Here is a 12,719-nt window from a genome sequence, read left to right on the forward strand (position 1 = left end):
CAAACACTTGTTAGGGAAGGAGGGGCGTCGTGGACCTGGCGTTCTCCCCCGCGGACGAGGAGTTCCGCACCGAGGTGCGGGAGTGGCTGCACGCGCACGTGCCGCGCCTCCCCCTGCCCTCCCTGGAGACCGAGGAGGGCTTCGCCGCGCACCGCTCCTGGGAGGCGGAGCTGGCCGCGGACCGCTGGTCGGTCGTCAACTGGCCCTCGCGGTACGGCGGGAGGGACTCCGGGCTCCTGCGGTGGCTGCTGTTCGAGGAGGAGTACTGGGCGGCGGACGCCCCAGGGCGCGTGAGCCAGAACGGCATCCAGCTGCTCGCCCCGACCCTCCTCGACCACGGCACCGAGGAGCAGCGGGCCCGGGTCCTGCCCCCGATGGCCTCCGGCGAGGTGATCTGGGCGCAGGCCTGGTCGGAGCCCGAGGCCGGTTCGGACCTGGCCTCCCTGCGGGCGAGGGCCGTGCGCACCGACGGCGGCTGGCTGCTGAGCGGTCAGAAGACCTGGTCCTCCCGGGCCGCGTTCGCCGACCGTGCCTTCGGCCTGTTCCGCAGCGACCCGGACACCGCCAAGCCCCACCAGGGCCTGACGTACCTCATGTTCGGCCTGCGCGCCCCCGGCGTCACGGTCCGTCCGATCGCCCGCCTCGACGGCAAGCCGGCCTTCGCGGAGCTGTTCCTGGACGAGGTGTTCGTGCCCGACGAGGACGTGATCGGCGAGCCGGGCCAGGGCTGGCGGATCGCGATGTCGACGGCGGGCAACGAACGCGGCCTGATGCTCCGCTCCCCCGGCCGTTTCCTCGCCGCCGCGCGCCGGCTGGAGGAGCTGTGGCGGGAGCGGGGCAGCCCGCTGTCCGCGCGGGACCGGGTGGCCGACGCCCTGATCGGCGCCCGCTCCTACCAGCTGTTCACGTACGCGGCCGCCTCCCGATTCCTGGACGGCGAGGCCGTCGGCCCCGAGTCGAGCCTCAACAAGGTCTTCTGGTCCGAACTGGACATCGCACTGCACGAGACGGCCCTCGACCTGCTCGGCCCCGAGGGCGAGAGGGCGGACACCGACTGGGCGGAGCGGTACGTCTTCGCCCTCGCCGGCCCTCTCTACGCGGGCACGAACGAGATCCAGCGCGACATCATCGCCGAGCGTCTGCTCGGCCTGCCGAAGGGGCGCCGCTGATGCGTTTCCTGCTGGACGCCGAGCAGCGGGCCTTCGCCGCGTCGCTGGACGCCCTGCTGACGGCGGCGGACACCCCGGCGGTGATACGGGACTGGAGCCGGGGCGACCATGCGAGCGGGCGGGCGCTGTGGTCCCGTCTCGCGGCGGCGGGCGTGTTCGCACTGGCAGTGCCGGAGGCGTACGAGGGACTGGGCCCACGGCCCGCGGAACTGGCCGTGGCCTTCGTGGAGCTGGGCCGCCATGCGGTGCCGGGACCTCTGGTGGAGACGGTCACGGCGGCGGTGCTCCTCAAGGGGGCCGGCCCGGAGACCGCCAAGCGGCTGCTGCCGGCGCTGGCGTCCGGGCGGACGATGGCGACGGTGGCTCCCGAAGGTGCGTACGCCCTGGACGGAGACGCCGCCCCCCTCCGGATCGCCGTCACGCCCGAGGGCATCCGCCTCTCCCCCGGCCACGGCCCCGTCCTCCCCTCCCTCGACCCGGCCCGCCGCCTCACCCTCCTCTCCCCCGGCGGCGAGCTCCTCGATCTCCCCACGGAAGAGGCCCTCACCTGGGCCCGCCTCGCCACCGCCGCCCAGGCCCTCGGCGTGGGCCTCGCGCTCCTCGACAGAACCGTCGGATACGTCAAGCAGCGCACCCAGTTCGGCGTCCCGGTCGGCTCGTTCCAGGCGGTCAAGCACCGGCTGGCCGAGGCGAAGACGGCCCTGGAGTTCGCGCGTCCGCTGCTCTTCGGCGCCGCGCTCACCCTGCGTCCGGCCGACGTCGCCGCCGCCAAGGCCGCCGCGTCCGAGGCGGCGTACGCCACCGCCCGTACCGCACTGCAACTGCACGGCGCGATCGGCTACACCGCGGAGTACGGCCTGTCGCTGTGGCTGACCAAGGCCCGGGCCCTGCGCACCGCCTGGGGCGATCCCCGGGAGTGCCGGGCCCTGGTCGTCAGTGCGGCTGGTGATCGCCGCTGGTGATCTCCCGGTACTCCTCCACCGTCGGCTTCTCGATCCGCGCGTCGGGCCCGTACATGGCCTTCGCGAGCCGGGCGCGCAGCCGCTCGGACCGCTTGACCCTGCGGCGCACACCCCCGGCGTCGACCTCGCGCCCGATCTCGTACGGCGGGTGCTGCTCGTGCTGGGTGAGCGTGAACAGCTGGGCCTGCGACAGGGGCTCGTGCACCTCGATGTACTCGCCGGTCGGCAGCCGTTTGATCGTGCCCGTCTCCATGCCGTGCAGCACCTTGGCGCGGTCGCGGCGCTGCAGGCCCATGCAGATCTTCTTCGTGACGATGAAGGCGGCGACCGGCAGCACGAAGACGCCGATCCGCACGAACCAGGTGATCACGTTGATGGACAGATGCAGATGGATGGCGACGATGTCGTTGCCGCCGCCGATCAGCAGCACCGCGTACAGGGTCAGCCAGGCCACGCCGAGGCCGGTGCGCACGGGCGCGTTGCGCGGCCGGTCCAGGATGTGGTGCTCGCGTTTGTCGCCGGTGATCCACGCCTCGATGAAGGGGTAGAGGCCGAGGGCGAGCAGGATCAGCGGGAAGAGCGAGAAGGGGATGAACACGCCCAGGGCGAGCGTGTGCCCCCAGAGGTTGATCTCCCATCCCGGCATCACCCGGATCAGGCCCTCGGAGAAGCCGAGGTACCAGTCGGGCTGGGCTCCGGTGGTGACCAGGTCGGGGCGGTAGGGGCCGAAGGCCCACACGGGGTTGATCTGGGCGATCGCGCCCATCACCGTCAGGACGCCGAAGACGAGGAAGAAGAAGCCGCCGGCCTTCGCCATGTAGACGGGCAGGAAGGGCATCCCGACGACCGACCGCTCCTTGCGTCCGGGGCCCGGGAACTGGGTGTGCTTGTGGTAGAAGACCAGGATCAGATGGGCGGTGACCAGGCCCAGCATGATCCCGGGCAGCAGCAGGACGTGGACGGGGTACAGCCGCGAGATGATGTCCTCGCCCGGGAACTCCCCGCCGAACAGGAAGAACGACAGATAGGTCCCGACGATCGGGATCGACAGGATCGCGCCCTGCGCGAAGCGGATGCCGGTGCCGGACAGCAGGTCGTCGGGGAGGGAGTAGCCGGTCAGGCCGGTGATGATGCCGAGCATCAGCAGGGTCCAGCCGAAGACCCAGTTCAGCTCGCGCGGCTTGCGGAAGGCTCCCGTGAAGAACACCCGCATCATGTGCACCAGCATGCCGGTGATGAAGACCAGCGCCGCCCAGTGGTGGATCTGCCGGATCAGCAGCCCGCCGCGCACGTCGAAGCTGATGTCCAGCGTGGACTCGAACGCCCTGCTCATGAGCACGCCGTTCAGCTCCGTGTAGGAGCCGTTGTAGACGACTTCCTGCATGCTCGGCTCGAAGAACAGGGTGAGGTAGACGCCGGTGAGGATCAGCACGATGAAGCTGTAGAGGGTGACCTCGCCCAGCATGAAGGACCAGTGGTCCGGAAAGACCTTGCGCATGTTGGCCTTGGCCAGGGCGTAGAGCCCGAGCCGCCCGTCCGCCCAGTCGGCGAGCTTCTCGCCCTTGCCCGCGGGAGGTCTCCGGTCGGCGGAGTCCGTCCCGTACACCCGTCGTGCGCCGTCGTCGCCCATACGTCGTCGCCTCCCCGTCGGATCCTTCCCAGCGTGGCACGGTGCGGCGGACGTGCAAACGGGGCGTGGGCCAAGCGGCGGGGCGGTTGGGCCAAGGGGGCGAGCGGCCTGCTCAGCGGCTGCCGGGCTCCCTGACGATCCCCTGCGCCCGCGCGGCCACGAGCCACTTCGGGAACTCCCCCACCAGCCGGTCGTACAGTTCGGCGTCCGAGACCTTCCGCGGATCTCCCCCCGCGTGGAAGAACCCGGCGTTGTCGACGACCCGCTTGCCGGGCACGGCCAGCTCGTCGAGCTTGCGCAGGAAGTCGAACTGCTTGCTGCCCGGGTCGCCGAACCCGATGAACTGCCAGAACAGCGGCAGCTTCGCCGCCTTGCACAGATACCGCTCCGCGGCGAGCTTGTTGATGGGCCCGCCGTCGGTCTGGAACACGACCAGGGCGGGCTCCGTCGACCCGCTGTCGAGGTAGTGGTCGATCACGGCGTCCATCGCCAGGTGGTAGCTGGTCTTCCCCATGTGCCCGAGCCCGGCCGCGATCCGCTCGATCTTCCCCCGGTGGTCGGCGAGCGCGATGTCGGTGACGGCGTCGACGTCGGTGGAGAAGAACACCACGGGCACGCTCCCGTCGTCGTCCAGATGCGCCGACAGCCCGAGCACCCGGTCGGCCAGCGCCTGCACACTGCCGTCCTTGTAGTACGGCTTCATCGAGCCCGAGTAGTCGACCACGAGGTAGACCGCGGCCCGCAGCCCGTCGAGCCCGTGCTTCGCGAGGGAGACCCCGGCGGTCTTGTAGAGGTTCACCAGCGCGGGAGCGGTCTCCTGGACCTTGCTGAGACTGATCGCGACCATGGCCCGCATCCTCTCACTCCTCGACGACCACTCCGTCGCTCAGTTCCAGCACCCGGTCGGCCAGGCCGAGGAGTTGGGGGTCGTGGGTGGCGACGAGGACCGTGACGCCCTCGCTGCGCACCACCGCCCGCAGCAGCTCCATCACCGCCAGGCCGGTGGCGGCGTCGAGCTGGCCGGTCGGTTCGTCGGCGAGCAGCAGGGCCGGGCGGTTGGCGAGGGCCCGGGCGATGGCGACCCGCTGCTGCTGCCCGCCGGACAGCTCGGCGGGCCGCTGTGCCTCGTGACCGGCCAGCCCCACCAGGGCGAGCAGCAGTGCCACCCGCTCCTCGCGCTCACGCGGCTCGGCCCGGCGCAGCCGCAGCGGCACGCCCACGTTCTCGGCGGCGGTGAGGATCGGGATGAGCCCGAAGGACTGGAAGACGAAGCCGATGCGGTCACGGCGCAGTTCCAGCTGCTCGCTCTCGCTCAGCGCCGAGAGGTCGGTGCCGCCCACGACGACCCTGCCGCTCTGCGGGGAGTCGAGGCCGCCGATCAGATGGAGCAGCGTCGACTTGCCGGAGCCCGAACGGCCCCTGAGAGCGACCAGCTCACCGCGCCGGACGGTGAAGGACGCCCCGCGCAGCGCGTGCACGGCCGCGGCACCCGTGCCGTAGGAGTGGTGCACATCCTCCACCCGTAGCATCGGCCCGCCTGACGTGTCGTCGGCGAGGGCGGCACCGGGCCACGGGCTGGTGTTCTCGGTCATCAGCGCATCCCATACGGAACCGGTGCGGGTGGTCAAGACCCGGACAACGCACGTTCGAACTCATGTGCCGAGCCGGTAACTCCGTGATATGCATGCCGCGTTGGGGAACAGTGGCTCGGCCATCGGGTGGGGGAAGAGTGACGGGCTTACTGCTGCTGCGCCTGCGCGCGCATCGGCTGCTGCTCACGGCCGCCCTGCTCGCCGTCCTGCTGACCACCTCGGTCCTCGCCACCCTGGCGGCCTTCTCCGGCTCCGTCGGGGACGCGGCGCTGCGCGGCACCCTGGGAGGCCGGGCCGCGGTGGCCGCCTCCCTCGTCGTCGAGGCGGACGTACCCCGGGAGCGGCGGGACGCGGCGCACCGGGCCGTGGTGCGCGGGGCTCGGGAGGCCTTCGGCGGGCTGCCGGTGACCGTGCGGAGGCTGGAGCGGTCCGGACCGTACGCGCTGCCCCGGTCCCTGCAGGACGCTGACGCCCGGTCCGGGCAGCCCGACCTCACGCATCTCGCCGCCCTCGACCGGTCCCGGATCAGGCTGGTCTCGGGCGCCCTGCCGGGCCCGGCCCCGGCGCGCGGTGAGGCCGCCGTGCCCGTCGCCCTGCCCGAGGCGGCGGCCGACCGGCTGAAGCTGCGGGCCGGAGCGCACCTGAAGCTCACCGACCGGCTGGGCGGCGCGCCGCTCCGGGTGCGGGTGAGCGGGGTGTACCGGGCGGCCGACAGCTCGGATCCCTACTGGCAGGCGGACGCCGTCGGCGGCCAGGGCGTGCGCACCGTCGCCTTCACGACCTACGGACCGCTGCTGGCCGACGCGTCGGTGCTCGCCTCCGGCCGCGCCTCCGTGGACAGCACCGGCTGGGTGGCGACGGCCGACTACCGCACCTTCACCACCGGCGGCATCGGCGCACTTCGCGAGGAAGCCGTACACGCGGCCGGGGCGCTGCGCGAGGACCCGGCCCTCGGAGGCGACGCGACCGTACGCACCGGGCTGCCGGAGGTGCTCGACCGGACCGGGCGGACCCTGCTGGTGTCCCGGTCCACCCTGATGATCGTCTCCGTGCAGCTGGTACTGCTGGCCGGGTACGCGCTGCTGCTGGTGGCCCGGCTGCTGGACGGCGAACGGGCGGGTGAGACCGAACTGCTGCGCGCCCGGGGCGGCTCGCGCGGCCGGATCGCGGGGCTCGCCGCGCTGGAGGCGCTGCTGCTGGCGGTACCGGCCGCGGTCTGTGCCGCGCTGCTGTCCGGCCCGCTGGCCCGGCTGCTGGCCCGCTGGTCCTCGCTCGACCGGATCGGGCTGCGGCTCGACACCGCCCCGTCGGGCCGGGTCTGGCTGGTCGCGGGCGGCGTGGCGCTGGCGTGCGCGGTGGCGGTCGTGGCACCCGCGCTGGCGGCGACGGCGGGCGCGCCGGCACGGCTGCGACGCGTCCGTGCCGCCACGACGGCCGCGCCCGTGCGCGCCGGAGCCGATGTCGGGCTGCTGCTGATCGCGGGCGTGGCGTACTGGCAGCTCGAACGGCAGACCGACGCGACCGGCGGCGGTGTGCTCAGCCGGGACGGGGCCGGTCGGCTGGGCATCGATCCGCTGCTGGTCGCGGCGCCCGCCCTGGCGCTGCTGGCGGGCACGGTGCTGACGCTGCGTCTGCTGCCGCTCGCGGCCCGGCTCGCGGAGCGGCGTTCGGCGAGCGGGCGCGGGCTGCCGGCGGCGCTCGCGGGATGGCAGTTCAGCCGGCGTCCGCTGCGCGGGGCGGGTCCGGTGCTGCTGCTGGTCATCGCCGTGGCGACCGGGATGCTGGCGATCGGGCACGGCGCGTCCTGGGACCGGTCGCAGGACGACCAGGCCGACTTCAGGACGGGCGCCTCCGTCCGAATCCTCGACCACCGGCCCGGCAGTCCCGGGCAGACCGGCCTCTACGCCGCGCTGCCCGGGGCCCGGGACACCGCTCCCGCGCACCGCACCAGCCTGAGCCTGTCGGGGGGCCGCGACGCGACGGTCCTCGCCCTGGACACGGCCCGCGCCGCGGACGGGATGCGGATGCGCGACGACCTCGCCGACGAGCCCCCGGCGAAGCTGCTGCGGGCCCTGGCCCCGCCCGAGCAGGACGAGGACCGGGCGATACGGCTGCCCGACGGCACTCGGCGGCTCGGGCTCGACGTGCGGATCGCCGATCTGCGGGCCCGCACGGGACGGTCCGCCTCCGGCCGCGCGCCCCGGCTCACGGTGGTCGTCGAGGACCGGTACGGCATCGTGTACCGGCTGGGCGCCGGAGAGATCCCGGTGGACAACAGGGTCCACCGGATCGCACTCGGCCTGGACGTGACGGCGACGGACCGCCGCGCCGCCCCGGCCGGACCGCTGCGACTGACCGGCCTCCAGCTCGACGACACCTCGCCCCTCGGCCGCCCCGAGCAGCACCGGTTCACCGTCGAACGGCTCCTCGCCACCGGCCGCGACGGCGCCGCGCGGGCCGTCCCCGCGCCCGACGGGACGCGCTGGCGGGGCGGACGGACCGTGACGGAGAACGGCACCGTACTCGCCCGTGGAGCCACAAAGCCCGCCGCGTCGGGGTCGGCGCCGCTGACCGTGTCGTACGGCACCGGCGCCGACCCCGACGAGAACTTCAACGCCGCCCCGCTCTACACCGTCCAGGTCACCACCGCCGGGGGCGGGGCGCCGCGGAGCATCGCCGCCGTCGCCACCCGGGACTTCCTGCGGGCGGCGGGGGCCGGGCCCGGCGACACCATCGACGTACCGCTGTCCGGGGAACAGCTGCGGGTGCGGATCGTACGAACGGTGGAGGAACTGCCGACCACCGGCACCGGCCCGGACGAAGAGGCCGCGGACGGCGGGGCGCTGCTGCTCGATCTGCGGGCCGTCGACGCCGTGCTGGCCCAGCGGGCCGCCGCGCCGCTCACCCCCACCGAGTGGTGGGTGAGCACCGCCCCGGGCAAGGAGGCCGAGGTCGCCGCGGCGCTCAGGGCGCGCCCCGACCTCGAACCCCGGCAGGTGCTGGTGCGGGACGAGACCGCTGCCGAACTGCTGCGTGATCCGCTCGGCGCCGGACCGCGCTCGGCACTGACGGCGGTGGCGGTGGCCGCCGCGGCCCTGGCCGCCGGGGGTTTCGCGGTGAGCGCCGCCGGTGCGCGGCGGGAGCGGTCGGCGGAGTTCGCTGTGCTGCGCGCCCTGGGCACGCCCCGCCGGGACCTCGCCCGGCTGGTCGCGACGGAGCAGAGCCTGCTCATCGGCGCCGGCCTGCTCGCCGGGCTGGCGCTGGGCACCGTCCTGACCCGGGCCGTCCTGCCGCTGATCGTGCTGACCTCCGATGCGGCACGGCCGGTCCCGCCCGTCCTCGTCGAACTCCCGGTGGCCCGGGTGGCCCTGCTCGTCGCGGGGGTGGCCGCCCCGCTCCTGCTGATCACCGCCGCGTCGGCGCTGCGCCGCGCCGAGCCGGCGGTCGCGCTCCGCCACCAAGGGGAGGACTGAGATGCCACCGAACGCGCAGGGCGCGCCCTGGGTGCGGACCCGGCTGCGGGCCGCGCCCGTGTCCACCGTCGCCTTCGGTGTGCTGGTGCTGGTCACGGCGTTCCTCGCGGCCGTCCTGCCCCGGGCCGTCGAGGCGTACGAGACGGACGGGCTGCGCGAGGCCGTCGCCGTCGCCGCCCCCGAGTCCACCGTGCTGGAGCTGAAGGCGCCGCAGCCCGGTCTCGAACGGCCGGACGAGGCCCGTGCGAACGCGGTCCGGCCCGAGGCGCTCGCGTCGGTCGGCACACGGGCGAGGGCCCTGCTCCCCGCACCGTTGAGTGCGGACCCCACCGAGTCGGCGTACGGGGTGCGGACCGGGAAGAGCTTGGAGGCGCTGGACGCGTCGCTGCCCCGGCCAAACGGGTTGCCGCCCCGGTTCACCCTGGCCACGCAGTCGGCCGTCGCCGGCCACGCCACCGTGCGGGAGGGCCGGCTGCCCACCGCCGGCCCGGTGTCCGTGGACACGAGGGTGGTGGAGGGCGTCGTGACCACGGAGACGGCCCGCACGCTGCGGCTGCGGGCCGGGTCCACGCTCACCCTGGCCGGCTTCCCGGACGGCCCGCTGACCGTACGGATCACCGGCATCCTCGAACCCCGGAATCCGGGGCGGAGTTACTGGTCCGCGGAACCGGTCCTGCGCACACCGGCCCTGGCCTCCGTCAGCAGCCGTCCGCCGCTGTTCTACTGGGAGGCGGGCGTCCTGCTGGCGCCCGGTGCCGCACCGGCGCTGCTCGGCGGTCAGGGCGAGCCGGAGAAGTACTGGCGGTTCGCGCCCTCGACCGAACGGCTCACCGGGGCGGACACCTCGGCGCTCGTCGAGGCGGTGGCGTCCCTTGAGGACGGGCCCGGGCTGGTGCGGATGCGCGGGGCCGCCGGTCCTACGGCGCAGCTGTCCACCGGCCTGGAGCAGGTCGTCGGCTCCTACGGGCAGACACGCGACGCGATCACGCCCGTGGTCGCCGTCGCGGCTTTCGGGATCGCCGCGGTCGCCTTCGTCGTCCTGGTCATGAGCGGGGGCCTGGCCGCCGCCCGCCGTGACGTCGAACTCGCCCTGCTGCGGGCCCGGGGCGGTTCCCTGCCCGGCATCGCCGGGCGGCTGCTGGCCGAGAGCGCGGTGCCGGCGCTGCCCGCCGCGGCGTGCGGTCTGCTGCTCGCCGTGCTCGTCGTGGACGAGGCCCGGCTGCTGCCCGCCGTGCTCGGGGCGGGTGCCGTGGCGCTGCTCGCCTGTGCCGCGCTGCCGGTGCGCGCTGTCGTGGCACATCGCAGACCGCGGGCGCACCCGGAGCGCGACGACCTGGCCCACGCCCGGCCCGGCGGGCGCCGCACGGTCGCCGAACTGACCCTGCTGGTGCTGGCCGCCGGCTCGGTGCTGACGCTGCGCCGCCGCGGTACGGGCGGGGCGGGCGATCTGCTGGTCAGCGCTGCCCCGGTGCTCGTCGGGCTGGTCGCGGCGCTGGTCCTCGTCCGGCTGTATCCGCTGCCCCTGCGGTGGGCCGCGGGCCCGGCCGGGCGGCTGCGCGGCGTGGTCGGGTTCCTGTCGCTGGCCCGCGCGGGCCGCTCACCGGCGTCGGTCGCCACGCTGCCGCTGCTCGCCCTGCTGACGGCCCTGACGACGGCCGCGTTCGGGGGGTCCGTGCTGACGGGCGTGGCGGACGCCCGGGACCGGGCCGCGCTGCTGGAGACGGGGGCGGACGCGCTGATCTCCACGACCGACGCCACCCCGCTCCCGGCAGGGCTGGCGCGGGCGGTACGGGATGTGGCGGGCGTACGGCAGACCACGGCCGTGGGCATCGAGTACGCCTCGGAGCGCGCGTCCGACGAAACGCAGTCGCTGACCGTGGCCGGTGTCGAGCCGGACTCGTACGCGGAACTGGCCCGGCGGATGGGGCTCGGGGGCTTCGCGGCCGACCGGCTGCGGATCCGGGGCGGGGTGCTGGACGCGGTCGCCTCCCCCGAAGTCGCCGAGCGGCTGGGGCGGGTTCCGCGCCGGATCATGACCGACGGCGGACCTGTCACGGTGCGGATCACCGCCGTGCGCCCCCGCACCCCGGCCGTCCCCGAGGGCGAGTTCCTGCTGGTCGACGCGGCGGGTCTGAAGGGCTCCGGCGGTCCCACGACCCTGCTCGCGGCCGGTGCCGGGCTCGACACGAAGGCGCTGCGGGCGGCCGTGCGCGGCGCCGGTCCGGGCCTCTCCGTGACCCTGCGGAGCGAGGAACGCGCGGCGCTGTCCGACTCGCCGTTGCAGGCCGGCGCCGAACGGATCTACGTCTGGGCCGTCGCCGCGGGCGCGGGCTATGCCGTACTCGCCCTGGTGCTCGGCCTGCTGCGGACCGCACCGGAACGGGCCGCGCTGCTGGCCCGGCTGCGCACCCTCGGTATGACGGCCCGCCAGGGGCGGCACCTGCTCGGCCTGGAGGCGCTGCCCCAGACGCTGCTCGCGGCCGCCGGGGGCATGGCCGCCGGCTGGGCCACGGTGGGGCTGCTCGCCCCCGGCATCGACCTGGACCGGCTCGCGCTGGCCGACCCGTCGGGGACCACGGCACCGGATGCCGTGCTGCGGGCCGACCTGTGGTCGCTGGCCCTGCCGGCCGCGGGCGCCGTACTGCTGGCGGGGGCGGTGGCCGTCGCACAGGCCTGGTGGGCGGGGCACCGGACACCGATCACTCACCTCAGGGCGGGAGACATGCGATGAGCGGTACGACGGAGTCGCTCGACGAACTGGAGCGGCGGGTGGCGCGGCACCGCGACCGGCCCGCGTACGGGCATGACGCCCTGATCGCCTGCGACCGGCTGGTGCGGATCTTCGCCAGGCGCGGCGGCGGGGACGCCGTGGAGGTGCAGGCGCTCCAGGGGCTCGATCTCCTGGTGCGGGAGGGCGAGTTGATGGCCCTGGTGGGAGCGTCCGGCAGCGGCAAGTCGACGTTGATGAACATTCTCGCGGGCCTGGACGTCCCGACCGCGGGCGCCGCGAAGGTCGCGGGCCGCGATCTGCTGACGATGGACGCGAAGGCCCGGCTGCGGTACCGGCGCGAGGTGGTGGGCTTCGTCTGGCAGCAGACGGCACGCAACCTGCTGCCGTATCTGACGGCCGCGCAGAACGTCGCCCTGCCCCTGCAGCTGGCGGGCGCCTCGCGGCGCAAACGCGCCGGACGGGCGGACGACCTGCTGTCCCTGCTCGGCGTCGCCGACTGCCGTGACCGGCGTCCGCATCAGATGTCCGGTGGCCAGCAGCAGCGCGTCGCGATCGCCGTCGCCCTCGCCAACGCCCCGGTCGTCCTGCTCGCCGACGAGCCGACCGGCGAGCTGGACTCGGCGACGGGGCAGCAGGTCTTCGCGGCGTTCCGCCGGGCCAACGAGGAGCTGGGCACGACGATCGTCATCGTCACCCACGACCAGGCGGTCGCCGGCGAGGTCCGCCGCACGGTCGCGATCCGCGACGGCCGCACCTCGACGGAGGTACTGCGCCGCACGGAGGTCGACGCGGCGGGCCGGGAGTCCCTGGTGGCCCGTGAGTACGCGATGCTCGACCGCGCGGGCCGCCTTCAGCTGCCGGCCGAGTACACGGCGGCCCTGGGCATGGCGGACCGGGTGCTGCTGGAGCTGGAGGAGGACCACATCCAGGTGTGGCCGGACAGCAACGGGAGCGGGAACGGCTGAGGCCATGCGACCGGGCGTCCCTCGCCAGGTGGCAGCCGGTCTTCCCCGACCAGCGCGGGAGCGGCCTCCTGTGCCTCGGCGCCCCGCCGGTGGACACGCGCCGACGCTGGCGTACGCTTACGCGCCCCTGGACCGGCGCCGCGCGCCGGTGCGGGCGGGGGGCGTACGCCGGGCCGCTGGTGCTCCAAGCGGCCGGG

8 protein-coding genes are annotated in these 12,719 nt (G+C 74.6%); 5 read left to right on the top strand and 3 right to left on the bottom strand.

The window, feature by feature from the left end; translation table 11 throughout:
* Positions 1 to 29: 29 nt before the first annotated feature.
* Together AB0G20_RS30050 and AB0G20_RS30055 are read left to right on the top strand one after the other, a co-directional pair.
* Entirely contained in the window at positions 30 to 1,169 is a 1,140-nt protein-coding gene (locus AB0G20_RS30050; RefSeq protein WP_361307745.1) for an acyl-CoA dehydrogenase family protein, read from the top strand.
* Positions 1,169 to 2,131 carry an acyl-CoA dehydrogenase family protein gene (locus AB0G20_RS30055; protein ID WP_361307747.1) on the top strand — a complete coding sequence of 321 codons (963 nt, stop codon included), beginning with the start codon at positions 1,169 to 1,171 and terminating at the stop codon, positions 2,129 to 2,131. The genes AB0G20_RS30050 and AB0G20_RS30055 overlap by 1 nt, the downstream gene beginning before the upstream one ends.
* Here AB0G20_RS30055 and AB0G20_RS30060 read toward each other — a convergent pair.
* From AB0G20_RS30060 to AB0G20_RS30070, 3 genes are all read right to left on the bottom strand, one after another.
* The gene (locus AB0G20_RS30060; protein WP_361307749.1) at positions 2,103 to 3,761 is read right to left on the bottom strand and encodes a cytochrome bc complex cytochrome b subunit; all 1,659 of its coding nucleotides are present in this window, start codon (positions 3,759 to 3,761) and stop codon (positions 2,103 to 2,105) included. The two genes, AB0G20_RS30055 and AB0G20_RS30060, sit on opposite strands and share 29 nt — an antisense overlap.
* A 112-nt stretch (positions 3,762 to 3,873) precedes the next feature.
* On the bottom strand, positions 3,874 to 4,608 hold the full coding sequence (locus AB0G20_RS30065; RefSeq protein WP_361307751.1) for a VWA domain-containing protein: 735 nt from the start codon (positions 4,606 to 4,608) through the stop codon (positions 3,874 to 3,876).
* Positions 4,609 to 4,621: 13 nt separating this feature from the next.
* Positions 4,622 to 5,353, bottom strand: a complete 732-nt coding sequence (locus AB0G20_RS30070) for an ABC transporter ATP-binding protein (protein WP_361307753.1) — start codon at positions 5,351 to 5,353, stop codon at positions 4,622 to 4,624.
* 137 nt (positions 5,354 to 5,490) lie between these two features.
* Between AB0G20_RS30070 and AB0G20_RS30075 the strand changes: the two genes are divergently transcribed.
* From AB0G20_RS30075 to AB0G20_RS30085, 3 genes are read left to right on the top strand one after another with little or no spacing between them, the layout of a single operon-like run.
* Complete coding sequence (locus tag AB0G20_RS30075) at positions 5,491 to 8,826, top strand: FtsX-like permease family protein (protein ID WP_361307755.1); 3,336 nt, start codon at positions 5,491 to 5,493, stop codon at positions 8,824 to 8,826.
* Between the two features lies 1 nt (position 8,827).
* Positions 8,828 to 11,557, top strand: a complete 2,730-nt coding sequence (locus AB0G20_RS30080; RefSeq protein WP_361307757.1) for an ABC transporter permease — start codon at positions 8,828 to 8,830, stop codon at positions 11,555 to 11,557.
* Complete coding sequence (locus AB0G20_RS30085) at positions 11,554 to 12,522, top strand: ABC transporter ATP-binding protein (RefSeq protein ID WP_361307759.1); 969 nt, start codon at positions 11,554 to 11,556, stop codon at positions 12,520 to 12,522. The genes AB0G20_RS30080 and AB0G20_RS30085 overlap by 4 nt, the downstream gene beginning before the upstream one ends.
* Positions 12,523 to 12,719: the final 197 nt, after the last annotated feature.

This window comes from Streptomyces sp. NPDC024017 (assembly GCF_040638895.1).
In the GTDB taxonomy this organism is placed as follows: domain Bacteria; phylum Actinomycetota; class Actinomycetes; order Streptomycetales; family Streptomycetaceae; genus Streptomyces.

Excerpts from the sequence above, each read along its gene's own strand:
- AB0G20_RS30080 (WP_361307757.1), top strand. The coding sequence starts at position 8,828 with ATGCCACCGAACGCGCAGGGCGCGCCCTGGGTGCGGACCCGGCTGCGG.
- AB0G20_RS30070 (WP_361307753.1), bottom strand. The coding sequence starts at position 5,353 with ATGACCGAGAACACCAGCCCGTGGCCCGGTGCCGCCCTCGCCGACGAC.
- AB0G20_RS30065 (WP_361307751.1), bottom strand. The coding sequence starts at position 4,608 with ATGGTCGCGATCAGTCTCAGCAAGGTCCAGGAGACCGCTCCCGCGCTG.
- AB0G20_RS30055 (WP_361307747.1), top strand. The coding sequence starts at position 1,169 with ATGCGTTTCCTGCTGGACGCCGAGCAGCGGGCCTTCGCCGCGTCGCTG.
- AB0G20_RS30060 (WP_361307749.1), bottom strand. The coding sequence starts at position 3,761 with ATGGGCGACGACGGCGCACGACGGGTGTACGGGACGGACTCCGCCGAC.
- AB0G20_RS30085 (WP_361307759.1), top strand. The coding sequence starts at position 11,554 with ATGAGCGGTACGACGGAGTCGCTCGACGAACTGGAGCGGCGGGTGGCG.